Consider the following 23,528-nt stretch of genomic DNA (forward strand, 5'->3'; position numbering starts at 1 on the left):
CGGGCGTCTTTACAGACGCCCTTTGGCCGGGCCACCCTCTCCCGCATGCGGGAGAGGGGAGTCGCCGCAGATTACGTATTAAACCGGAAATGCATCACGTCGCCGTCGGCGACAACATATTCCTTGCCTTCCAGCCTTAAGCGCCCCGCGTCGCGCGCCCCCGCCTCGCCCTTGTTTGAAATGTAATCGCCATAGGCGATCGTCTCGGCGCGAATGAAGCCCTTCTCGAAATCGGTATGGATCACGCCTGCCGCCGCCGGCGCGCGCACGCCTTTCTCGATGGTCCAGGCGCGCGCCTCCTTCGGGCCGACGGTGAAATAGGTGATGAGATGCAGGAGGTCGTAGCCGGCGCGGATGACGCGATTAAGCCCGGGCTCGACGAGGCCGACCGCCTCCAAATAATCCTTCTGCTCGGCGGCCGGCAGCACGGCGATCTCGCTTTCGATCTTTGCGGAGACGACCACCGCGGCCGCGCCTTCCTCGGCGGCGCGCACAGCGACTTTCGCTGATTGGGCGTTGCCTTCGGACGCCGACGCCTCTTCGACGTTGCAGACGTAAAGAACGGGCTTCGACGAGAGCAGCCCGAGACCCGCGAAGGCGATGCGCTCCTCCGCGCTGACCTTGGCGAGACGCGCGGGCTTGCCCTCGCGCAGCAGGACAAGGCAGCGGTTCATCAGGTCGGCGAGTTCCTTCGCCTCCTTGTCGCCGCCTTTGGCTTTCTTCTCCATGGCGACGACGCGCTTTTCGAGGCTGTCGAGATCAGCGAGCATCAGCTCGGTCTCGATCGTCTCGACGTCGCGGATCGGATCGACGCCGCCTTCGACATGGGTCACGTCGCCGTCTTCGAAACAGCGCACGACATGGGCGATGGCGTCGCATTCGCGGATATTGGCGAGAAACTGATTGCCGAGCCCTTCGCCCTTGGAGGCGCCGCGCACGAGGCCGGCGATGTCGACGAAGGTCAGGCGCGTCGGAATGATTTCTTTCGACCCGGCGATCCTGGCCAGTTCCTCAAGCCTCGGATCGGGAACGGCGACTTCGCCGACATTGGGCTCGATCGTGCAGAAGGGATAGTTCGCGGCCTGCGCCGCGGCGGTCTGCGTGAGGGCGTTGAAAAGGGTCGACTTGCCGACGTTGGGCAGGCCGACGATGCCACATTTGAACCCCATATCCGTCCCGGTTTTTCGATTGCGCGTTGCGGCGCGGTATGCGGGGCGGCGCGAGAAAAGGCAAGGGGGACGCGCGTCCCCCTCGTCTTCATGCTACGATCGTCGCGCGGTCATTGCGCTAGAGGCTCTTCAAATATTCGAGAAGCGCCTTCTTGTCGGGATCCGAAAGCGAGGTTCCGAAGTCGTGGCCGCAGCGGCTGTTGCCGGAATCGCGTTTCGAGCAATCGTCGGCGTTGTAGGTCGAGTTGAATGCGCCTTGCTCCCTCGCCAAACCGACGTTCTCAATGTCATAGGCTGGGCCGACCTTGAAAGAGGCCGGGCGGTCGGCGGGCTTCTTCAAGAGATCGGCGAGCGTCGGCACAGAGCCATTGTGCAGATAAGGCGCCGCCGCCCAGATGCCGCGCATCACCCGCGCTTCAAAGACCGGGGCTGGTTGCGCGCTGGGCTTCTTGTAGAGATTTTGCAGGTCCGCCGAGAACTTGGCGGTAATGAGACTGGCGGCCGTCTCCGTCCTGGCTTGTCGAGACTCCGGAATGCACTCTTCAACGATCGGCTTGAACACGTCGAGGCCGAAATGGAGCGGCGCTTCGAGGATTGATCCAATCACCGAGAGGCCGAGAATGCTGATGATCTTGTCTTTCGGTTTTAGCGGCGTGTCGATCCCGGGGACAAAGGGGATCGCTGCGCCATTGAGCACGCCGGTGTCCGCCTCGCGTCCGAGCACGTTGTATTCGCGCACGTCCGTACCGACATCCTGAAGCGGCGTTTTCCACGTGTTGAGATTGCAAAGACGTGGCGTTCCTTTCGCGACTTCGTGACAACCTGTCGCGCAGCCGCCCTGCTTGGGATCGCGATTGAAAATTTCCTCGCCTTGCGCGACGAGTTTCGGATCGAGACTCCACGGCCATTTCGGCTGGCCGATCTGCTGGATCAAATTTTCAAGACGCATGAGGCCCGGATAATTCAGCGAGGAATCATTGAGGAAGTTGATGAGTTTGGGGAGCCGGGAAGAATTGAATTTGACGAGTTGCGGCAATGCGAGCGTGAGAGGCGTCGGACGGTAGATGCCGAAGACCCCGTAGACTTCGCCGACGTTCCTCGCCAGACCAAGAATGTCGTCGCCGTTGCGGGCGAATCCCGGCCACTGCGTCCAATCCTGAATGGGCGCGTTCCACAGGAACGGGTAACGCACCGGCGCGTCGGCCAGTGCGATGTTCTGCTCGATGATCCGCGACGAGCTCGTTCCGATGTCCAGTCCGGCCACTCGGTTGAAGATCATCGATACCGCGTCGGCGCGCGCGACGCCCCAACCAGGCTTGGGAAGCGATTTGCGCATCAGAACGTCGTAGGGCTGGAACCAGACCTCGACCTCCTTTCGCAGTTTCCTGAGCGCGCGTTCGTTGGGGTCGCCGCCAAGCGCCTCTTTGGCGAATTCGTCGAAGGCGACCTCGTCGGCGAGAATTTTTTGGAATGCCGTGTCGATGTCGGCGAGAAGGCTTTGAAAGTCGCTGAGCGCCGGCCCCCCATCGATCCGCCAGGAGACGCCGTTGACGTCGATCTGACGCGTATGGCAGGCGGAACATGTCATGCTGAAGAATTGTGCGCCCTCTTCGGAGGCGGCGAGAAAGCCCACCGGCAGTCCGGGAGTCGGGCTGTTTGGATTGGGCAGATAGCCGTAGCGAGTCAGCTGATCATCGAGGAAATGTTTGCCGTCAGAATGTCTCAGCGCTTTAAACCAGTTGAGCGGCATGATTCGCGCGCCCTGGTCGAGACTATAGAAGTCGTCGCGGTCCGCCGGCGCCCAATGGGCCCCCTGATCGGCGTATTTCACTTCGGCTGACGCAGGATTTGCCGCGGCGAGTGCGAGCAGCGCAGCGGCGGCGATGTGCGCACGCAATGGCGTGCGCAGTGCTTTGTTTGCAATCATGGCTCCCCCAAAACAATAGAATATGCGATGAAATTAGAGCATAGGCGCGCGTGATTCACAACGGGCGGCGGCGCGCCGCCGCTGTGCGCGATGCACGCGCCGACATGGCATGAAAATGAACAAAACTCCTTCCGCTTCTCGTATTGGCTTCCTGATTGGGGCGCTCATGTCGATGCTCGCGACAGGCGCGCCGCTTCGCGCTGAAACCGCGACGCCCGAATCGCCGCCGGCGCCCGCGCAGACGGCGCCGACGCCCGTAGCGCCGCCGGCGCCCGCGGCGCCGCCCGAACCTGCGCCCGTGACGTCTGCGCCCGTGACATCTGCGCCGCCTGTCAGCGCCGCGCCCGCCGCGCCGCAAGCGACAACGCCAGCGCCCGCTCAGACCGCCGTAAAAAAGCCAAAGCCAAAACCTGCGCCGCCGCGCGAAACCGCGCTATCCGATGATCCGACGCCCGCATTGCAGCCTCAGACATTTTTCACCACCTCGAAAGCGGCGGATCGCTATCGGCAGATCGTCGATCGGGGCGGATGGCCGAGAGTGGGCGTCCCGCTTCGGCCTGGCGCGAAGGGAGCCGCGGTGTCGACGCTGCGCCGGCGCCTCGCGGCCGAAGACGACAGACTCGTCGACACGGCGAAAGAAAAGTGGGACGCCGATCTCACCGCGGCGGTGAAGCGCTTTCAGTTTCGCCTCGGGCTGAAACAGACGGGCGTCGTCGCGGGCGCGACGCTACGCGAACTCGACGTTCCGGCGGAGACCCGCTTCCATCAGCTCGAGTCCACCGCACAACGGCTCACCGCGTTCGATTTCGCCTTTGGTCCGCGCTACATCGTCGTCAACATTCCGTCGACGGCGGTCGATGCGGTGGAAGACGATCGCGTCGCGCGCCGCTACGCCGCGATCGTCGGCGATCCCGAGCACCATTCGCCGGAGCTGCAGGCGAAGGTCGTCGCGGTCAACATCAATCCGACATGGACCGTTCCGGTTTCGATCATCAAGAACGAGATCGCGCCGAAGATGCTGAAGGATCCGACCTATCTGCAGCGCTCGCATATTCGCGTGCTGAACGGCCATGGCGAGGAGGTCGATCCGCGCTCGATCAACTGGGCGAGCGAGCGCGCCGCCCAATACACGCTGCGGCAGGATTCCGGCGCGGACAATTCGCTGGGCTCGATCCGCATTTCGATGCCCAATTCCCATTCCGTCTACATGCATGACACGCCGTCGCGGAATCTCTTCGCCAATGACTATCGTTTCCTCTCGCATGGCTGCGTGCGCGTGCAGGGCGTCGTCGATCTCGCGGCCTGGCTGCTCGACGGCGAATCCGGCCCGCTGATGAGCAAGGATGAGATCAACGCGAAAATCGCGTCGGGCGAACGCGAGGAGGTGCGGCTGACGCAGCATGTGCCGGTGGCGTGGGTCTATATGACCGGCTGGGCGTCGGCGGACGGCCTCGTGCATTTTCGCGACGACGTCTATCATCTCGACGAAATCAGCGGAATCGCCGAGCAATAGGCAGGGTTTATAGCGACTTGACCAACGAAATTGAGATCAATCAGATCGAAGCTGCTGTTGACCAGCTCGACTGGGCTATTCGCCTGTTGATTGATCATCGGGCCTATGCGCCGTCGATCACGCTAGCGGGAGCGGCCGAAGAAATCCTTGGCAAGCTGGTGCAGCCTAGCGCACATAAAACGCTGTCGCGCGACCTGGCGATGGAATTCGATATTTCGGCGAAGGAAATTTCAGATGACTATCTGAATAAAGCTAGGAATTGGCTGAAACACGTTGCTGAGTCTCCTCATGAGAAATTACTGATCGAGGACAATGAGGTCGTCCAGATAATCGTGAGAGCCTTGTCCAATCTTTCGCTTCTTGACCACAAACTTTCTCGTGAGGGGAAGCGCTTTCTCGTATGGCTCAAAGAAAATAAGCCTGACCAGATCGGAAATTGGGAGGTGTTGAGCAACGTGGCCACCAACAAATAACGTCTCATCGCTCAGTTGAATCTCTGGCGCTCTCGTGCCAGCCGCGCAGCAGAACGTAAGAGAGCGCGGCGAGCGCGCCGTAGATCGCCAGCCCGCTCAGCGAGATGAGCGCGAGCGCCGCAAACATGCGCGGAATGTCGAGACGAAAGCCCGCCTCGACGATGCGATAGGCGAGGCCGGTTCCCTGACCAGATGCGCCCGCGGCGAGCTCTGCGACGATGGCGCCGATGAGCGCCAATCCGCCGCCGATGCGCAAGCCGGCAAGGAATTGCGGCAGCGCCGACGGCAGGCGTAAATAAATCAGCTTCTGCCACGGCGAGGCGCGATAGAGATCGAACAGGTCGCGCAAGCCGAAGTCGACGGAGGCGAGTCCGAGCGACGTATTCGAAAGAATCGGAAAGAAGGCGACGAGAAAGGCGCAGACCAGCACCGCATTGCCGGGTTGCAAATAAACCAGCAGCAATGGCGCGATGGCGATGATCGGCGTCACCTGCAAAGTGATGGCGAAGGGCAGCAGCGCGCGCTCCAGCCATTTCGACTGGGCGATAAGCAGCGCCAGCGCGACGCCGCAGACGGTGGCGATGATAAGCGCCTCGATAGTGACGCCGAGCGTCACCAATAGCGACGAGAACAGGAGTTCACGGTCCTCGATTAGCTTGGCGAGGATGACGCTCGGCGCCGGGAGAATATAGGGCGGGATGTTTTTCCACCGCACGAGCGCTTCCCACAGCGCCAAAGCGGCGAGAAGAACTGCGAGCGGCACGCCGATGTCGCGCCAGGCGATCGCGCTTGGTTTCTGGATCACGGCGTCGCCTCTTCGATTGAGACGCGAAGCGCCTGCGACGCCCGGCGACACACGTCGGCGAAAGTCCTGCTCGACCGGTAGTCGTCGTCACGTGGGATCGCCGGGTCGATCTCGATCTCGTCGATGAGTCTGCCGGCGCGCCGCGACATCACCACGATGCGCGTCGAGAGATAGGCGGCTTCGAACACCGAATGGGTGACGAAGACGATCGTCGCGCCGAACCGGCGTTTGAGCGCGAGCAGATCATCATTGAGCTTGAAGCGCGTCACCTCGTCGAGCGCGGCGAAAGGTTCGTCCATCATCATGAGTTCGGGCCGCGTCACCAGGGCGCGGGCGATGGCGCAGCGCATCCGCATCCCGCCGGAGAGTTCGCGCGGCAGCGCGCGCGAAAAGTTGAGAAGACCGACATGCGCGAGCGCCTCTTCGATGCGCGGCGACGCCGCTTGGCGCGGAACGCCCTTAAGCCGCAGCGGCAGAAAGACATTGTCGAAGACGCTCGCCCAGGGCAGCAGGGTGGCGTCCTGGAACACGACGCCGATATTGTCCTTCACTTGAGGCGCGCTCCAGTCGATCGCGCCGGCGGTCGGGCTCGCGAGCCCTGCGATGAGTCGCAGCACCGTCGACTTGCCGCAGCCCGATGGCCCGAGCAGCGTCAGGATCTCACCGTCGCGCACGTCGAGATCATAGTCGGCGAGCGCGACGAGCCCGCTTGGGAAAGTCTTACCGACGGCGCGCAACGAAACGAGCGCGGGCGCCGCCACTTGCGTCTCCGCGATGTCACGCGCGCTCATGTCGGATCCCTGGCGTCATTTCGGCCGCAGCTCCATGCCGACCTTCTTGCCGATAAAACGCAGCGTGTAGCCGCGCGTGTAATCAATGTTGGCGGGAACCACGCCGGCCTTCGCCATTTTATCGAAAAAGCTCTTCATCCGCGCATCGGTGATGACGCCGACGCCATAGGTCAGCGCGTCGCCGGAATCGACGATCCCACGCTCCTTCATTTTGGCGAGGGAATAGACGATCTGACCGTCCGTCATCTCCGGATTGTCGCGCTTGATCATCGCATTGGCTTGAGCGTTGTCGCCGTAGAGATAATTGTACCAGCCGACGATCGAGGCGTCGACGAAGCGCTGCACGAGGTCGGGAGTTTTGGCGATCGTGTCGGCGCGCGACTCGATCGTGGTCGAATAGCCGTCATAGCCGTAGTCGTGCAAAAGAAAGACGTTGGGCGTGAAACCGCCCGCACGCTCGATCGCGTAGGGCTCCGAGGTGAGAATTCCCTCCTGAATCGACGTCTTGTCGGCAAGGAATGGCGCCGAGTTGAAATTATAAGGCTTGGCGTTTTGGTCCTTGAACCCATAGGCCTGCTTCAGCCATTGCCAGACGGAAGCGCGCATGTCGCTGGCGATGAAGGCCGTCGCCTTGGGCAGATCTTCGAAACGATCGAGGCCGACGGCAGGATGCGACATGAAAATCACCGGATCGACCTGAAACATGCTGGCGACGGTGACGACCGGCACGTTCTGCTGCACGGATTCGAACATCTGGATGGTGTTTGCGCCCATCGCGAAGTCGACCCGGCCTGCGGCGAGCAGCAGCCGCGCGTTGAGCTGCGGACCGCCTTGCAAAAGGGTCACGTCGAGTCCGTAGCGCGCATACGTGCCGTCGGCGATAGCCTGATAGAAGCCGCCGTGCTCGGCTTGCGCCCGCCAATTGGTGGCGAAGCGCACCTTGTCGAGCGCGAGGGCGGGCGCCGCGATGAGGAGAGCGATGAGCAAGGCGACAAGGCGCATGGTTCGGCTCCGGCGGGTTGCTTGAGTGTCATTCCCGACGCTTCGCTGGGGCGAAGCGATCGGGAATCCAGAGCAAGCCTGGCGTTTTGAAGAAGCCTGGATTCCCGATCAGGCCTTCGGCCTGTCGGGAATGACAGTAATGTAAACGCAGCGATTTGCGATTCCGTATGACCAAGCGCTCCTTCGTACGCGCGATCATACATGAACGCGCGCGGGCTCTATATCCCGCTCGACTTCGACGAGAAATTGAAGCCTTCGACGAGCATCGCCGGCGCCGCCGGCGCGCCGCCTTCGCCGGCCGCGCGCCAGGTCCGACGGGTGGGACCGAGCGCTTTGATATTGCTGAACAGCTCGCCCAATCGCTGATTGAAGCGCATGTTGCGCATGGGCGCGACGATCCGGCCGTTCTCGATAAGGAAATTGCCGTCGCGGGTGAGGCCGGTTAGCAGCAGGCTCTTCCGATCGACGATATTGGTGTACCAAAACCTCGTCACCAGGACGCCGCGCCGCACCGAGCGGACCATGTCGTCCAGTGGAACGTCGCCGCCGGACATTACGAAATTCTGCGCGAAGGGGATTGGTTCGGATTCGGTCTTTTGCGCCCAGGCGCGCGAACGATAGAGCGTCGTCACAACGCCGTTCTCCACAAACGCGCGGGCGCGATGCGGCACGCCCTCGTAGCCGACGGCGGCTTCGGGCGCCAGCGGATCGGCCGGATCGACGCGGATCGTCAGCTTTTCGTCAAAGAGCTTCTCGCCCAAAAGCGCGCCGCCGCCAGGACGCGCGAAGAAGCTTCTCCCCTCGTCGGCGGCGCGCGCCTCCATTGTTCTGATGAGCCAAAAAGCGAGCTCGGTCGTCGCCTCCGGCTCGAGAACGACGGTATAGGCGCCGGGTTCGAGATCAACCGGCGTTACGTCATGAGCGCCCTTGGCGCAGGCGACGCGCGCGATCGCTTCCGCATTGAGACGATCGGCGAAGAATTGATGCGCGCCGGCCCAGCCCGACCAAGCGTCGGCGCGGTTGCGCGCCGTGGCGGAAAGATCGATTTCGCTGCGCCGCTCATAGGCGAAAAGGCCGGCGCTCGTCGCATATGCGTCGAATCGCCGTGCTGTCGTCGCGCAGCCGAAGGTGTCGACGCCGATGCGCGCGCCTTCCTCGATGACGCGCGCCGCCGCGTCGGCGAGGGCGTCGAGGCGCAGATTGGCGGTCGCGTCGTCATAGCGGCCGGAGAAACCGTAATTCTGCGGGCCGAGCGGCGCGACATAATCCGGGTCGATGGGCAACATCCGCGCGATCTCTTCCGAGCGCGCCACGGCGCCGGCCAGCGCCGCGTCGTCGAAACGCGAGATGCTGCAAGAGCCGATGCGCCCGCCAATATGTGACGAGATGCGCAGAGTGGCTTCGGCGGTCGCGAGATTGGTCGTCGCGCCGCCGCGCGCGAAGCGCAGACTTTGATCCAAGCCGCCTTGGATGTGCACGGCGCAGGCGTCGGCCTTGGACCGCGTGAGCGCCTTGTCGGCGATCGACTTTGCGTCGTCTGAAGAAAGAAACATGCGCTATGCGTCGTCGCTCGTGTTCAATACGCGCACGTTGTGAAAGAGCGCCGGGGGGCTGCCATGCGAGACCGGCGCCACCTGCACCGGCTCGGCCTTGCCGCAAGTGAAGGTGCCGTCGAGATGATAGGCGCTCGCGTCGCATAGCCCTGCGAGAGAGTTCCAAAATTGCGTGGTGCGGCCCTGATAGGCGCCGTCGCGCAGCAGTTCGCCGAGCTGGCCGTTCCTGATCTCATAGAAGAGCTGTCCGCCGAACTGGAAGTTGTCGCGCTGCTGATCGATGCTCCAGCTGCCGGCGCCGACGACATAAATGCCGTTCTCGACATCGCTGATGAGATCGCTGAAGGAGCATTTCTGAGGATTGGGCTTGAGCGAGATATTCGGCATGCGCTGAATGGGAAACGTCGTCGGACTGTCCGCATAGGCGCAGCCGTTCGAATGCGACAGGCCGATGAGATGCGCCTGTCCAAGCGCCATCTGGAAATTCCTGAACACGCCCTTCTCGACGATGGCGAACTCGGCGGCTTCCGCGGCGGCGCCGTCGTCGTCGAACCCGATCGTGGCGAGTGCGCCGGGCTGCGCGCGATCGGCGACGATCGTCATCAATTCGGAGCCGAACTGCAGTTTGTTGAGCATATGGGGTTTGACAAAGCTCGTTCCGGCGAAATTCGCCTCCCAGCCCAGCACGCGGTCGAGCTCGGTCGAATGGCCGACGGTCTCGTGAATGGTGAGCCACAGATTCGTCGGGTCGATCACGACGTCGTAGTCGCCCGGCGTCACTGGCTTGGCGCCAAGCTTCGCGCGCGCCTCCTCGCCGGCCCGCGCCGCTTCCTCGATCAGACCGGCGCCGACGATGTAATCCCAGCCGGCGCCTCGCGCCGGCGCCAGGCACTCGCGCGTCGCAAAACGGCCGCTGGCCCGGTCGATGGCGGTCGCCTGAAAGTTCGGCGCGACGCGCGTGCGGGTTTGATGAATGCGGCTGCCAAGACTATTGGCGAAGAATCGCTCTTCGCAGGTCGCCGAAAGCGACGCGGAACAAAAATCCGCGCCATGATCACGCGCGCTGGCGATGATCGACAGCAGCAGGTCCGCCTTCTCGCTCGCGGACACTTCGAAGGGATCGACGCCCATGGGCATGATCCATTCGGCTTCATGCACGGGCAGCCGCTCAAGCGCGATCGGCTGAGTTTGTATCCGCTTCACCGCGCGGGCGTTCTCCAGCGCGCGCTCGACGCCATCGCGCAAGCTCTGCGGGTCGAGCCGCCGCGCGCCATAAAATCCCCAGCAGCCATCGAGCAGCACGCGCACGCCGAAGCCTTGCGACGCCCGCTCGTCGAAACTCTCCAAGCGGTCGTCCTTGGCGAAGGCGTATTCGCGCCGCGTTTCGCCGATTCTGACGTCGGCGTAGCTGGTGCCATTTTGCCGTGCGCCCGTCAGCGCGATATCGGCGAGATCGTAGAGCAGCGCACGATCCAGCGCGAAGGCGCTGCGGCCCCTCGGGCACGAGGCTTCGTTCGTCGAAGGCGGGGCGGCGGGCGCCATTGGTCGCTCCATAATTCCCTCGATATGTTGGTCGTTTCGGCGGTGATTTGCAATCGCCGTGTTACGGTTGCGCGTCGCTGTTCCATCCGCATGCGGCGAGCGCCTCGCCCATATGCGCGGGCGGCGAAGCGACAGCTTCCACGGGCGGCTTGCCGTCCTGCATCGGCACGCTCACGGCGCGCGCATGAAGATGTAGCGGAGCTGAGTCCTCGCGGCGACCTGAGCCGTAGATGGGATCGCCGAGAATAGGCCATCCCATCGCCTGGGCATGCACGCGGATCTGATGCGTGCGGCCGGTGTGCGGCGTGAATTCGATGAACGTCAGCGCGTTATCCGGACTTCTGCCACGCACGCGCCAGGATGTTCTGGCGGGCAGGCCCAGCGGGTCCGGCCGCATCCACCAGCCGCGCGTCGCGTCGAGCCGTCCGAGCGGGAGATCGATTTCGCCTTCCTCGCCCGCCGGGGCGCCTTCCACCACGGCCCAATAGGTCTTGCCGATTCGGCCGGACTTGAACAGCCTGCCGAGCCGCTCGAGAGCCTTACGGTGGCGCCCAAGAACGAGGCAGCCGGATGTGTCCTTGTCCAGTCGGTGGGCCAGCGCCGGCGGCCGCGGCAGGCCAAAGCGCAGCTGGTCGAACGCGTCTTCAAGGCTCGCGCCGCCCTTCGGCCCGCGATGGACGGCGACGCCCGCGGGCTTGTCGATGATCAGCATCAGCCCGTCGCGGTGGAGCAGGCGAGAAAGGAGGTCCATGGCGGGCTTATAGCAGCGACGCGCGCAAGAAGGCGCTATCTCACGGCCGGCGCGGCTTTTCCGAGCGAAACCGCGCCGCCGATGAACTCTCCGACGTAGCAACAGCTCAATATCGCATGCTTGACGGCTCTGTAGAGGGTCGGCGGTCGGTGAAATACTCGACGAGTTTTCCCGTATATTCGACAGAGGCCGAAGCGCCGATGCGCTAGTTGGCGTCGTTGACGCCGTTCATGAGGACGACCTTGTCGGGGGGCCAAACAAGCCGACATGGACGGCGAATGGCTGCTATTGAGCGATCCGGCGACGTTGAAACTTTGCTGTACGAGGAACAATGGCGATCATATCTGCGACCCCGAAGCTGCGCGTCACAATCGAATTCGGCGTCGCGCGCCTCTACATCGAAAATCCCGCCAAGCGTAACGCGTTCGACTTCGAGATGTGGCGCGCGCTGCCGCCGCTGCTGCGCGCCGTCGACGCGGCGGAGGACGCGCGCGTCCTCGTCATCAGCGGGGCCCCGGGTCTGCCGTTCTGTTCCGGCGCCGACATCAGCGAATTCTCCAACCTGCGCGCGACAAGCGAAGGCGGGCGCATCTATGAGAACGCCAATGTCGAGGCCTTCGACTCGATTTCGAATCTCTCCAAGCCGACGATCGCGGCCGTGTCGGGCTTCTGCATGGGCGGCGGATTCGGAATCGCCGCGGCTTGCGACCTGCGCATCGCCGATGCGCAAGCGACATTCGCAATTCCGGCGGCGAAGCTCGGCGTCGGCTATCCGCCGGCGGCGATGGCCTATGTCGTGGCCGCGGTCGGCCCGCAACTCGCGTTCGATCTCTTTTACACAGCGCGTCGCCTCACCGCCGTCGAAGCCAAGGAGCGCGGCTTCGTCAGCCGCCTCTTCGCCACCGAGAGTTTCGAAGGCGCGGTGCATGCGCTCGCCGAAACCATCGCCGGCGGCGCGCCTCTGACCTTGCGCGCCGCCAAGGCGGCGATCCGCGCCGCCGCAGGCCTGCCCGGCGCGTCGTCGCATGAGCAGTGTGAAGCGCTGACGAGCGCCTGTTTCGACAGCGCGGATTACATGGAAGGGCGCGCCGCGTTCCTGGAGAAGCGCGAGCCGAATTTTTCCGGGCGCTGACGGCGTGTGGATGGCCGCGACAAGCGCGGCCATGACGCGGTAAGAGGACGCCTTGTTAACCTGGATTCGGAGCCCTGTTGCTTATGCAGGTCGGCTTGACGGCGTGGGCATAGCGGTTACTGTTTCAGCGACTATTGGCGATGCCTATCCCCGTGTAGCGGCGAATTACGGGAAGGATTGTCTTGAGGCCTTTCAACAAGCGTTTGCGCAGATCATCGTCTGCCGCTGGAGGCAGGCTGCGCCTCGGCGCGCTTCTGCTTGCCGCGGTGCTTGTCGGCAGCGCCGCGTCGGCCGAAGCAGCGGAGACCTATCGGGGCAGCGACCCTGACTCTTACGAGTGCAGTTCGGACTACAACATTCTCAACCGCTTTTCCGCGCCGCCCGGCGTTTCCGCGGCGCGCTCGACCAAATATTCGGACATAAAGTTCACCCTTGAGAACAACGTCATTTCGGTCAAGGACGCGTCGAATTCGAGGGGTCTGGCTTACATCTCCGTGGGCGAAAACACGAAATATTGCGCCTACAAAGACGTGGAGATCATAAAAGAACGTACAGAGCCTAAATTTAAAGATCCGCGATTCTATCCCCAAAACTGTAACATCAATTATCATGCATTTCATACGAGAATTGTCATAGACGCCGGGTTGCCGGTAAGGACGTTTTCTTTGCACGGTCCCCCGGAATTCGACAGAATGGATCATCTCGTCGATGTTGATGTATATCGTGCAGCGGATCACAGAAAGAGCGTTTTTGCTGCTGGTTGCAACGAAGTTGGAGACAGTCCAGATAGCCATTTCTTTGCCATAGGTAATCATGGACTGAGGACTACCAACAAGTCTGTTCTCAACGTAATAGAAGAATCGCCGTTTGGTTTTGCTTCTTCTGCCTACGAGCGCGAAGCTCTGAAGAAAGCAGGGACGGTAATTCTGCGGCAGAAGTAGAACACGTTTGCCCCGAAAAATATGCCAGTGAAATGATTCCCAGCAAAACTGAAAGACGCGTGTAATATTTTGTGCTGACTATGGTGGCTCTTTCGTTTGTGATTATTGGTATTTTGCCGTTGTTTCGACTTGCTCAATATTTATGGCCCTATGACTCTGGGCATGACGTCACAGAGTTCGTATTGTCCGCGCCTCGTCAAAACCAAATCTTGGATCTGAACAATTTGTTCTCTGCGGACACGATATGCGTTGTTCCGCCCGACGCCAACGTGAACGAATTTATTCGAAGGGCGCTCCCTAAAAAGCAGATTTCAGTTCCAGGAGAAGATGATGATTATTCGAGCAATGCAGTGCGCTGGCGGATTGTCGCGAGCTGGGACAGCAAGCCTCATGTGGAAGTTTTCGACGTATGGTTAACGACTACTTCAAGGAGGAAATATCCATTGGAACTATCAGATAAAGATAGAGATGCGCCAGGCGCGATCTGTTCCAGGCGACTTCTCGTGAAAATAGAAGCAATAAACGGAGAAGTGACAGCGACAGTGCAGTAACGTTGGCGGACCGCCGGTTAGCAGCAGCCCCCGGCTGGCGGGTCATCGATCGGCGCTCGCCTCGACCTCGAGGCTTTCCAAAATCTCGCTCGGCTTTCGCGCCAGCACGTCGATCGCGTTGACGCCCTTTGGCGCGGCGAAACGCAGATGCAGGCGCTTCGGCTTTTCGATATAGGCCGAAACCGCGTCGGCGATTCGATTGGCGTTCGCGCCGCCGCCGCCGAGCGCATTGATCGCGGTCGCGGCGGATTTGGCGTAATCGGCGCGCGCCTTGTCGACGGATGTTTTCTGCTCCTTGGCTTCAAGCGCGAGCACGCGATCGACGAGACCATCGCCTTCGAGCGTCAGATCGATCGATTTGACTGACGTTGTGAGCATGGCGGCGCGCGAGATGAGGGGCGAGGACGAGAACGCCGCGCTCGAGACATTGCCGAACATCGCGGAGAGTCGCGCCGCGCCCATGTCCTTGCCATTGACTACAACCGGCTCCAACGCCGCTTCGGATGTTTTCTCGCGCCACTCTCCAGCGGCGACGCCGGAGAGCGCGAGTTCGCGATAGCCAAGCGCCAGGAAGTGCGCCGTCGTCTGGGTTTCGCCGCGCGCGGCGAGATCGACAATGAAATTGTCGACGCGGCCGGAGAATTTTGTCGGCGTCGTTGCAAGGAAATTCTCGAACGTCGCGCTGGCGTTCTCGACGCTGAATTTCATTCGTGACGGTTCGCTGGTCTTGGAGTCGGGAATATCGGCGGCGACGCCGCGCGCCTCTATGCGCGCGAGCTTGGGATAGGCGGCGCCCTCTAAAACCGGAGCCAGTTGCACGTCATTCAGCGCAAATCGCTTGACCGACAGATGGCCGCCGTCCGACGCGGCGAGCGAGAAATCGTCGAAAAACATTTCGCCGGCGCCGGCGGCCGCGACTTTGCGCATGCCGACGCGCGCGATCTTCGCCGTGAACGGCTTGCCTGCGGGTTCGCCCTTGCCAGCGGCGACGACATTATCAATGTCTATCGCCGCGGCTTCAAACGATTGAAGCGCGTCGAGGACATCGCGCATCAGCGCTGGATCCTCTTCGGATTTCGCCGGGTCGTGCTTCTCGAATCGTTCGATGAGCTTGCCCGCGGGGGTCCGCAGCGCCCGCCCGCGCACGCCCTCGATCTTCAGGCGGCCCGTCGTCAGAACGAGATCGGCGTTTGCGTCTTCAAGGCGCGACGATTCGACGAGTTCCTCCTCGATCAATGGCTTCAGCGGCGCATTGGCCTCGCTGCGCGTGGAGAGCGCCAGACGCGCGATTTCGGCAAGATCGACGCCCTTGGCGACAGAGGCGCCCCAGAAGACGCGCTGAACGCCGCCTTTCGCGGATTCGATCGTTTCCTCGCCGCCGTCGCCGCGCACGGTCGCCGCGCGTCCGGAAACAATGTTCTCGAAGAGCAGCTTGCGATAGACGGCGCGTTCAATGTTCGACTCATTGCGGCTTTCGCTCGACATGGAAGGCACGGCGATTCGCCGCGCCGAAACGCGCGCAAGACGCGCCGCGACATTTCCGTCGCCGCTCAAAAACAGCGCGGCCAACTCCAGCGCCGGCAGACTCGCGCCTTCGATTTCGATGTGCGGGATACGATAGGTCGTCGCGCCGAGCGTGAGGACGAGATTGTCGAGCGTGAGCGGCTTTTCGCCGGCGCCCGGAGAAGGCGCGGCAAAACTCATGAGCGAAAGCGACGTCACGACGCCGATAGCGAGGGATCTGCGCATCAGGAAACCTTGGGAAGAAGAAGGGGAGAGCTTGCACGCCGCGCCTTTCGGGGTAAAGAGGCGCGTAGTTTCGTCGCAGCCGGCGTTTCGCGGGGGGCGGCGCGTGGCGGCGCGGCGGCGCCGTGATAGAGAGGCCGCATGCGTCGACTCCTGCTCCTGCGCCATGGCAAGGCCGACCGGCATTCGGCCGGCGGCGACCGCCAACGTCCACTCACCCGTCGGGGGATGGAGGATGCGCGGCGCATGGGCGAGTATCTGCGCGACGCCGCCATCGTGCCGGGCCTCGCCGTCGCCTCCGATGCGCGTCGCGCCAAGCAGACCCTCGACCAGGTGCTGGAGGCGTTCCCAGGCCATGTCACGCATCTGATCGAGAATACGATTTATCTTGCGACCGTCGACCATCTGGTCGAAATTTTGCGGCAGACGCCCGACAAGGTCGCGACGCTGCTCGCCGTCGGTCACAATCCGGGCTTCGCCGAACTTGCCTCCTGGCTCGCCGGTTCCGGCGAGGCGGAAGATTTGGCGCTGATGCGCTCAAAATTCCCAACGGCGGCGCTGGCGATGCTCGACTTCGAGTCCGATCATTGGGCGGACGTCGGCAGGGGCGGGGCGCGACTTGCGCACTTCGTCACGCCGGGCATTCTACGGGGCGAGGCGACGGAAGACCCCGACTAGCGCAGTTCGCAAACCCGCAAGGCGGCCATGCTGATCGAAGCGCTCCTGACGATGCTGGCCGTAGCTGCGCCCCACAAGGCGCCGGCGGCGATGGTCGCGCCCTGGTCGATGTTCGCCGCGACGCCAAGCCCCGCCTATCAGCCCCAAGCGCGCGCCGTGGACAATTGGCGCTTCGAAAGCGCGCTGGCGCTGGAGATGGCGCCCCTCGCCGCGATCCGCCGGGCGCTCGGCGCGGAGGCTGGCGAACCGGCCCGCTGCGTCAAGCTCAACAATTACTGGTGCATCAAGAGCGCGGGGTGGAACGGCGAGATCGCCGCCGACGCCGACGGCCATGTCGCCTTCGCTTCGGCGGAGGAGGGCGCCGCCGTCGCCGCGCTGCTGCTGCGCCGATACTACGTCAACTATGGGCGGCGCACGGCGCGCGCCATCGTCGAGCGCTGGGCGCCGGCGCAATGTTCGCTTGTGTTCGCGCCCGCCGCGCCTCGGCCGGCGGCCGCTCCCGGGCTGCCGGCGTCGCGCGGCGCCCTGGCGCGCATGTCGCCGCAGCACGTCGCGCCAATGGGGATCGCGCTGCGCGGCATTCAAAGCACGCTTCGCGCGCGCTGGCTGGCGGCGCATGGGCGCGGCGGGGTCAATCTGAAGACGGCGCGGCGACCCCTCGCAAGGCCTGTCGACCTTATTCCCGCGCCCTCGATCATGGCGGGCGTCTCCGAGCTTCCCGCGCGGCGGGAAAAGCTCGCCGAGCTGATCGAACCGGCGCCTCGGCTGACAATCGCCGACCTGCCGCCGTCGCCCGCGCCGCGGCCGCCGCCGCTTGGCGTTTCGAATTGCTCCGGGGAGTTGGCGCGGATCGCCACTTACGCGGCCAATATGGCCCAGGGCGTCGTCGGCGGCGCCAACGAGGATCTGGCGCTGTTCACCGCCGACGGCGCGCCGACCGAAAATCTGGCCAAGGTGATGGCCAATATGGCGGCGGTCGAGATCGGCCCGGCGCGGCCGCGCGACGCGCTGATCCGGATCGCCGTCGCGCAACTGCGCCAGATGCTGGAGGGGTCCGCGAAGCCGTCAGGCGATGCTGCGCCGGCGCGCCCCCCGGCGCATGCGGGGCGATGAGCGCCAAGCGCTTCTCTACGCTACGAGCGCGCCATCAGTTCCAGCGCCAGCCCATAGACTTTCGTGCGAGCGGGTTCGGGCAGGGTTTTCAGCACTTCGAAATAGGTCTGCCCGGCGCCGCACATGCGGGCGTCTTCGAGCGGCGGCGTCGGCATCTTGCCGTCGAGCAGCGCGTCGATCTCGATCTTGTTCAGACCGCGCGCGGCGAGCGCATTCTCCAACACTCGGAAGTCCGCCTCTGTCGGCGCGGTCCGATCGATCTTTTTGGCTTGTCCGCTGACGATCGCCTCTAATCCCGCAAGCGCCATGTCCGAGACGATCTGGCGGCGGGAGGCGGCGAATCGCTGAAAGTCGAGATTGGTCGCGCCGTAGAGGAAGGCGACGCACATGCGTTTGTCCTCCCGCGCCACCGCCTGCAGCACTTCCAGTTGCTTTTCGAAGACGCGGGCGATCGGTTCTGGCTCGGCCTTCGCCGCCAGGGCGCCGCGCGAGGTTCGGACGCGGCGCACCGCCTCGGACAGATAATAATCGACGCTCTGCTCTTCTTTCGTCTGCGCGAGGCGGGTGGCGAAATCATTGATCGCCGCTTCGTAATCGGCCGTGAAGGTCTCGCGGAGCCGGGCGAAGTAGCGCGCATAATCCGGCGTCGAGGCGATCAGGGCCTCGATCTGCTGCCGCGCGCTTCCCTTGTCGATTTGCCCATTGGCGGGCGCCGCGATCCCCGATCCTGCATCGGCCATGCGCGGCGCGGGATTGAGGGCCAGCCAGGTCAAGCCGATGCCGGCTCCGACCGCGACGAGCGCCGCAGCCAGCAGCGCCAGAATTTTCTCCAGATACATCGCCGGCCTTTGCGTCTCTGACGGAAAACGCGGAGCTTAAAGCATCGCGCAGGTGGGCGGAAGCGGAGCCGCGCTCATGCGCGGTTCAACAGGCGATGAAGCCGCGCGGTCTCGGCGCGATGGGCGACAAGCAGGCTGATATGCCGGTTGAGATCATAGCTCCAATGCCCCCGCCGGGCGCGTTCGCCGCGCATCGCGCGCTCGATTTCCTTGAGCGCGGCGCGCGCCGCATCGGGCGATTCGCTGGCGATCGTGTCAGCTGACAGGCGATGGAAACGCGCCAATGCGCGCGTGCGATCATAGGCGTTGAGACCCGCGACGAGGGCGGCGTCGAGCGCCGCGCCAGCTTCTGCGGCGAAGCGGGCGGGGCGGTCGCCTTGCGGGGCGGGAACTGGCCTGTGCGTCATGGATCATCCTCCGTGACGCTCAGAATGTTCTCCCTCGAACGGATGAGGATAAGCTTTTTATCCTTGAATAGGATTATTTTCACAATTATATACGTGACAAAGCGTAAACTTGACATTAGAGTGATTCGGCGTGACAGGCCGGCCACACTTGGCGAGCGCAGTAGGAGAAGTCCTATTTTTCGATTGCCAAGTGACGATAATTGTCTCAGGGTTGTGGGACAACGAATAACCCAGAATCACTGGGGAACCGGGCACATGGTTGCTTGGTTATGGGAGGGATCAAGCCGCGTAGGCTTTACGGAGCGTTGATAAATCGCTGCAAAAAATAGGCGCCGACGGCGCGCCTAAGTGACCCCGTAGTGGGGACCGCCAGTTCCTTGGGCCTGAAAGGCGAGCGAACCGTCTTGGAAGGGTGATTCGCTCCCGTCGAAGGAACAAGAAAGGATTATGTGAGTCGCTTGAGGACTTCAAGCGGCTCCGGATGTGCGTGCGCAACGTTCTGGGGACAGGGATGACCGAGCCAGCCAAAGACGAAGCGCTAGAGCGGATGAATGAGACGCTCAAAAAGATGCATAAGAAATCTCCGATGCCGCATGGATTGAGTGCAAAATCCGGGCGGGTCGTGTCTAACGGAAAAGAGCGACGGGCGACTCGTAAGAAACTTGAGGAAAGTCGGCAAGGATAGTTTATGGCAGAACTGAAACGCCAGGAGTTACAAATCCCGCTGTTCCCTCAGAATGTTCCGCTTGCTTATTGCAATGGGTTCATAACGAATGTAGGGGCGGCGGACGTATCTATAGTCCTCCTATTGGATGGAACTCCGTCGCTAAAGCTTCATATGTCATACACATCTGCCAAAACTCTGAGAGAAATGCTCGTCAACGCTGTAGAGGCTTTAGAGAAAGCTACAGACCATAAAATAATGGTCAGTAGCGAGGTTGAAGCAGGACTTAAGAAACTTTCAGAGGAGGCTAATTGATGTTTTGCCTAACTGAAAGTTTCGCAAATCTGGTAGACTATTCCGATGAAAACGAAGCGGTCCCTCGGATAATATCGTTTTCCTCACGTAAAAGTGGGTGGAAATACGGGCGGGGGACGAAACCATGCGTCGATATGATCGTCAATGCGCTACTTGCCGCCCAAGTGACGCGTGCATGCGGGGCTAATAAAACTGGCGCATTCTTGAATGAAGACGGCACCATACTTGTCACCGGCTATTATAATGAATGGCACAGCGAAATTTTATGCTTGTTAAACGGGGATTATAGACTGGTAATCGAATCAAATGGTGACGATATCGTTGACGAACAATGCGACTCGCTTTCTTCTATCGCACAGATGTTGACGCGGCAGGTGCAGAATAAGCAGGAGAATAGATGGGGTGCGACGCCTATTTCCGTCTTTACGACATCGACGACTACGACATCACTCTTGGGCGCTTTCAAAGTGGCTGCTTTTCCGAATCCTCAGACGACCATGGAGTGTCAGTCATATGCGTTGACTGCGCCACTGCCGCCAACGGCTCAGTCTGTCGACATGCGCGAGCAAGCTACGCGGCCATCGGCGAACCGCCGATTTTTTGGAAATTCTCATTCGCCGATCTTCCGAGTGGCGCACGCGTAGAACAAAAGACTGTTGACGGTGACGATTGTCATCACAACCTTCACGACATCCGCCGCAAGGACCGAGAGAGACTAGTAAAAAAACGTCCTATTAACGATTATATAATTTGCACCGAAAATGGTGAGGAAGAAGCCACGCAAGAGAAACTAGCCGAATTGAAGCTTCGGATGAAAAAGTAAGGATTATTTATCGTGCGACCAGCGCCAGCGCAGAAAATTACGAGCTCGCTGCTTAAGCGTTCGCGGCTTCGTCAGGTCTGCGATAGTAGAGCCGCCGCCCTTTGATGCCCGCAAGCGCCTTGTCGGCGCGCATGGCGTCGTCAAAGCCAAGTTTGACGCGGTGATTGTAGCGATGGTCGAATTCGACCAGATAGCGGTGCAGATGCTTCTCTGAGCAGTGCTGGTAGACGCCGCGCATCCCGCGCTTGAAGATCGAAAAGAAGCCTTCAATCGTGTTCGTATGAACGTCGCCGCGAACGTATTCGTCGGCGCTGTGCGTAACGGTTTCGTGGCCAGCGAATTCCTTGCCGACCGCCATATAGAGGTTGCTTTCGTCGGTATGGAGTCTTGAGGCTCGGCTGGCGTTGGTGACGAGAATTTCGCGGACCTTTTCCTTGGTCGCGGTCTCGACATGGAAAGATCGAACGCGGCCGCCGCGCTCGACAAGGGCCACGATAGAGCGCTTGGAGCTATGGGAAGGCTTGCCGCGCTTCGTGCGCTTGGTGACGGTCTCTTTCTTGCCGTGATAGGTTTCGTCGGCCTCGACGATCTTGCCCTCGCCGCCGAGCGGGCCGGACGTGGCAACATCGTCTTTCATCGCCTCTCGGATGCGGTGGAACATGAACCAAGCGGTTTTGTAGGTGACGCCAAGCGTGCGGTGAAGCTGATGCGCGCTGTAGCCTTTCTTGGAGGCGTTCAAGAGGTAGGTCGCGAGCAACCACTTATTGAGCGGGATTTTCGAGCGCTCAAAGGCGGAGCCGACCGTCACGGTGAATTGCTCCCGGCATTCCATGCACTGGTAAAGGCCGGGGCGATGCGATGTGCCCTTGAGAGCGGTGATGCGCTCGCCGTCGGCGTTGCCGCAATGCGGGCAGACGGGACCGTTTGGCCAAACTTGCGCCTCCAGATGCCGGCGGGCCGCTTCGGCGTCGGTAAAGATCAGGGCGGTAAGATCGACCATCGAATTCGTTCCTATAATAGGAATACAGGCATTCGAGCGAGAACCGCTCGATTTCGCCAACTCTATGAACTTGACGGCGCTTTGTCAAGTATATAATTGGGATTATTTTCCAGCTTACGCTTGCGCGTCACCCAGCTGGAGAGTTCGATGTTTCTCGATCCGACGCTCATTCCGGGGCTTAGCGCCGCCGCGGCCGCCGCCGCACAGGGCGCGCCCTTCGCCGATCTCTTTTCCCCCCGCCGTTCCCGCGCCTCGGTCGCGCGGGCGCGTCAGCTCGCCGTCTATCTCCACCATGTTGCGCTCGGCGCCAGCGTTTCGGCCTGCGCCAAAGCTTTCGCGCGCGACCGCGCCACCATTCGTCACGCCTGCGCGACGATCGAAGATTTGCGCGACGATCCGCTGTTCGACGCCGGCGCCCGCCGCCTAGAGTCGGCGCTGGCCGCGCAGCGCGACATGATTTGCGCCCTCCTTGCGCAAGGGAGCGCGCAATGAAGAAAAGCGCGGGAACCCCCACCCGGGAGGAAACCGGCCGCGCCATGCGCAGGTTGCTGCAGGCGCTCGCCGAGCCGGGCGCGCGCGGCGGGCTCAGCCCGCTCGAAGCCTCGACGCTCGTCGTGCTCGCCGCGCGAAAAAAGCGTCACCGTGGCGCGCGCGCGATTTGCAGCCGCCGCCGGCGACGCCGCGCTCGCCGATGGGCTCGTGCGATGGGAGCAGGAAGGCGGCGAGCGCCGGCTGGCGCTCACCGACGCCGGCCGCGCGCATCTGCGCCGCTTGTCCGCGCCGGCCGTCGATCAGGCGGAGCCGTTTCGCGCCCAGCACGCATCCTATGCGCTGCGCCAGCTCGAAAAGGCCGCGCGGCCGACGCTCGTCAATGACGCCGAAAGTCCGCTCGCCTGGCTGGCGCGGCGAAAGGACCGCGACGGCCGAACCTTTCTCGACGCCGCTCAGCTCGACGCCGGCGAGCGCTTCCGCCGCGACATCGAGCAGGCGCAGCTCCTGCAGCGCGTGACCGCGAATTGGGAGGCTTCGATCAACGCCGCGCGCCGCGGGGCCGACGCCGGCGCCGTCTCCGAGGTTGCGATCGACGCGCGCCGGCGACTCGCGCGCGCTTTCGACGCCGTCGGGCCGGAACTGGGGGGCCTCTTGACCGACGTCTGCGGCTATCTCAAGGGCATGGAGATCGTCGAAAGCGAGCGCGGCTGGCCGCCCCGCTCGGCGAAAGTCGTGCTGAGAATCGCGCTCGATCGATTGGCGCGCCATTACGGGCTCGCGGTCGAAGCGCGCGGCCGCGACCGCGCCGAGTCGCTGCTGCATTGGGGCGCCGAGGATTACCGGCCGAGGGTGTGATTTCACCCTCCCCTTGAGGGGACGGTTGAAGCGCGCGGCCGCGACCGCGCCGAGTCGTTGCTGCATTGGGGCGCCGAGGATTACCGGCCGAGAGTGTGAGAACAGCCCCCTCCCTGTCCCTCCCCCGCTTCGCGGGAGAGGGGACCCTAACGAGCGGTGCCGCGCTACGGCGCCATGGGGCACGGATAATTCTGAGCAGCGTTCATGAAGCGCAGCGTCTGACTCCCTCTCCCGCGAAGCGGGGGAGGGTTGGGGTGGGGGCCTACGCCGCCATCGGGTCGCGCGCTTTCCTCTGATGCGCTCCATCGTTGAGCACGGATCGCGCCAGAGCGGAGATTCTTGATTTCTACCGTGCTCTCTTCTTCGTCGCGTAATTAACGCCTGCGTACGACTGAGATTTCGCTGCGCTAATTCATGCTGGTAGGAAGCAGCTTCGGGCGTCCATT

The 23,528-nt window shown here is 62.4% G+C and carries 23 protein-coding genes; 11 read left to right on the forward strand and 12 right to left on the reverse strand.

The features are described 5' to 3' along the window. Positions 1-71: 71 nt before the first annotated feature. The gene (ychF, locus tag ACPS74_RS15595; RefSeq protein ID WP_029648902.1) at positions 72-1,169 is read right to left on the reverse strand and encodes a redox-regulated ATPase YchF; all 1,098 of its coding nucleotides are present in this window, start codon (positions 1,167-1,169) and stop codon (positions 72-74) included. Between the two features lie 118 nt (positions 1,170-1,287). Beyond that, the gene (locus ACPS74_RS15600; RefSeq protein WP_051381702.1) at positions 1,288-3,096 is read right to left on the reverse strand and encodes a di-heme-cytochrome C peroxidase; all 1,809 of its coding nucleotides are present in this window, start codon (positions 3,094-3,096) and stop codon (positions 1,288-1,290) included. A gap of 115 nt (positions 3,097-3,211) precedes the next feature. Here ACPS74_RS15600 and ACPS74_RS15605 point away from each other — a divergent pair, with 115 nt between their 5' ends. Continuing rightward, positions 3,212-4,609 (forward strand): L,D-transpeptidase family protein, encoded by a 1,398-nt coding sequence (locus ACPS74_RS15605; RefSeq protein ID WP_239754839.1) that lies wholly within the window; start codon positions 3,212-3,214, stop codon positions 4,607-4,609. A gap of 17 nt (positions 4,610-4,626) precedes the next feature. Continuing rightward, entirely contained in the window at positions 4,627-5,082 is a 456-nt protein-coding gene (locus tag ACPS74_RS15610; protein ID WP_051381829.1) for a hypothetical protein, read from the forward strand. A gap of 4 nt (positions 5,083-5,086) precedes the next feature. Here ACPS74_RS15610 and ACPS74_RS15615 read toward each other — a convergent pair whose 3' ends face one another. The 6 genes from ACPS74_RS15615 to ACPS74_RS15640 all read right to left on the reverse strand — a co-directional run bounded on the left by ACPS74_RS15615 (position 5,087) and on the right by ACPS74_RS15640 (position 11,526). Beyond that, the gene (locus tag ACPS74_RS15615; protein ID WP_083481401.1) at positions 5,087-5,887 is read right to left on the reverse strand and encodes an ABC transporter permease; all 801 of its coding nucleotides are present in this window, start codon (positions 5,885-5,887) and stop codon (positions 5,087-5,089) included. Next, complete coding sequence (locus ACPS74_RS15620; RefSeq protein WP_029651525.1) at positions 5,884-6,678, reverse strand: ABC transporter ATP-binding protein; 795 nt, start codon at positions 6,676-6,678, stop codon at positions 5,884-5,886. The genes ACPS74_RS15615 and ACPS74_RS15620 overlap by 4 nt, the downstream gene beginning before the upstream one ends. Before the next feature lie 15 nt (positions 6,679-6,693). Continuing rightward, entirely contained in the window at positions 6,694-7,680 is a 987-nt protein-coding gene (locus ACPS74_RS15625; protein WP_029651524.1) for an ABC transporter substrate-binding protein, read from the reverse strand. 218 nt (positions 7,681-7,898) lie between these two features. Then, a complete protein-coding gene (locus ACPS74_RS15630) occupies positions 7,899-9,233 on the reverse strand; it encodes a TldD/PmbA family protein (RefSeq protein ID WP_029651523.1) in 1,335 nt (444 codons plus the stop codon). Between the two features lie 3 nt (positions 9,234-9,236). Further along, positions 9,237-10,775 carry a TldD/PmbA family protein gene (locus ACPS74_RS15635; RefSeq protein WP_036242077.1) on the reverse strand — a complete coding sequence of 513 codons (1,539 nt, stop codon included), beginning with the start codon at positions 10,773-10,775 and terminating at the stop codon, positions 9,237-9,239. 61 nt (positions 10,776-10,836) lie between these two features. Further along, positions 10,837-11,526: an RluA family pseudouridine synthase gene (locus ACPS74_RS15640; RefSeq protein WP_029651521.1), complete on the reverse strand. Its 690-nt coding sequence runs from the start codon at positions 11,524-11,526 to the stop codon at positions 10,837-10,839. Between the two features lie 331 nt (positions 11,527-11,857). Here ACPS74_RS15640 and ACPS74_RS15645 point away from each other — a divergent pair, with 331 nt between their 5' ends. The 3 genes from ACPS74_RS15645 to ACPS74_RS15655 all read left to right on the forward strand — a co-directional run bounded on the left by ACPS74_RS15645 (position 11,858) and on the right by ACPS74_RS15655 (position 14,150). After that, entirely contained in the window at positions 11,858-12,658 is an 801-nt protein-coding gene (locus ACPS74_RS15645; RefSeq protein ID WP_029651520.1) for an enoyl-CoA hydratase, read from the forward strand. 182 nt (positions 12,659-12,840) lie between these two features. Then, positions 12,841-13,599, forward strand: coding sequence for a hypothetical protein (locus tag ACPS74_RS15650; RefSeq protein WP_029651519.1), 759 nt, complete (start codon positions 12,841-12,843; stop codon positions 13,597-13,599). 80 nt (positions 13,600-13,679) lie between these two features. Then, on the forward strand, positions 13,680-14,150 hold the full coding sequence (locus tag ACPS74_RS15655; protein ID WP_157055285.1) for a hypothetical protein: 471 nt from the start codon (positions 13,680-13,682) through the stop codon (positions 14,148-14,150). Between the two features lie 42 nt (positions 14,151-14,192). On the opposite strand, the gene ACPS74_RS15660 is transcribed toward ACPS74_RS15655, so the two are convergent. Beyond that, complete coding sequence (locus tag ACPS74_RS15660; protein WP_029651518.1) at positions 14,193-15,899, reverse strand: hypothetical protein; 1,707 nt, start codon at positions 15,897-15,899, stop codon at positions 14,193-14,195. A gap of 138 nt (positions 15,900-16,037) precedes the next feature. On the opposite strand from ACPS74_RS15660, the gene ACPS74_RS15665 reads away from it, so the two are divergent. Continuing rightward, on the forward strand, positions 16,038-16,574 hold the full coding sequence (locus ACPS74_RS15665; RefSeq protein ID WP_029651517.1) for a SixA phosphatase family protein: 537 nt from the start codon (positions 16,038-16,040) through the stop codon (positions 16,572-16,574). Positions 16,575-16,601: 27 nt separating this feature from the next. Further along, positions 16,602-17,687: a hypothetical protein gene (locus tag ACPS74_RS15670; protein ID WP_239754819.1), complete on the forward strand. Its 1,086-nt coding sequence runs from the start codon at positions 16,602-16,604 to the stop codon at positions 17,685-17,687. A gap of 20 nt (positions 17,688-17,707) precedes the next feature. Here ACPS74_RS15670 and ACPS74_RS15675 read toward each other — a convergent pair whose 3' ends face one another. After that, complete coding sequence (locus ACPS74_RS15675; protein ID WP_029649914.1) at positions 17,708-18,526, reverse strand: hypothetical protein; 819 nt, start codon at positions 18,524-18,526, stop codon at positions 17,708-17,710. 74 nt (positions 18,527-18,600) lie between these two features. Continuing rightward, positions 18,601-18,933, reverse strand: coding sequence for a DUF6477 family protein (locus ACPS74_RS15680; protein ID WP_029649918.1), 333 nt, complete (start codon positions 18,931-18,933; stop codon positions 18,601-18,603). A 688-nt stretch (positions 18,934-19,621) separates the two neighbouring features. Here ACPS74_RS15680 and ACPS74_RS15685 point away from each other — a divergent pair. Together ACPS74_RS15685 and ACPS74_RS15690 are read left to right on the forward strand one after the other, a co-directional pair. Continuing rightward, positions 19,622-19,912: a hypothetical protein gene (locus ACPS74_RS15685; RefSeq protein WP_157055232.1), complete on the forward strand. Its 291-nt coding sequence runs from the start codon at positions 19,622-19,624 to the stop codon at positions 19,910-19,912. A 397-nt stretch (positions 19,913-20,309) separates the two neighbouring features. Continuing rightward, entirely contained in the window at positions 20,310-20,735 is a 426-nt protein-coding gene (locus ACPS74_RS15690; protein ID WP_029649920.1) for a hypothetical protein, read from the forward strand. Between the two features lie 52 nt (positions 20,736-20,787). Here the strand turns inward: ACPS74_RS15690 and ACPS74_RS15695 are convergent, their stop codons facing one another. After that, a complete protein-coding gene (locus tag ACPS74_RS15695; protein ID WP_029649921.1) occupies positions 20,788-21,735 on the reverse strand; it encodes an IS1595 family transposase in 948 nt (315 codons plus the stop codon). 147 nt (positions 21,736-21,882) lie between these two features. On the opposite strand from ACPS74_RS15695, the gene ACPS74_RS15700 reads away from it, so the two are divergent. Continuing rightward, entirely contained in the window at positions 21,883-22,227 is a 345-nt protein-coding gene (locus tag ACPS74_RS15700; protein WP_029649922.1) for a helix-turn-helix domain-containing protein, read from the forward strand. A 150-nt stretch (positions 22,228-22,377) separates the two neighbouring features. Continuing rightward, on the forward strand, positions 22,378-23,082 hold the full coding sequence (locus ACPS74_RS15705; RefSeq protein ID WP_239754807.1) for a DUF6456 domain-containing protein: 705 nt from the start codon (positions 22,378-22,380) through the stop codon (positions 23,080-23,082). Positions 23,083-23,528: the final 446 nt, after the last annotated feature.

Source organism: Methylocystis sp. SB2, assembly GCF_049817085.1.
Classification (GTDB): domain Bacteria; phylum Pseudomonadota; class Alphaproteobacteria; order Rhizobiales; family Beijerinckiaceae; genus Methylocystis; species Methylocystis rosea.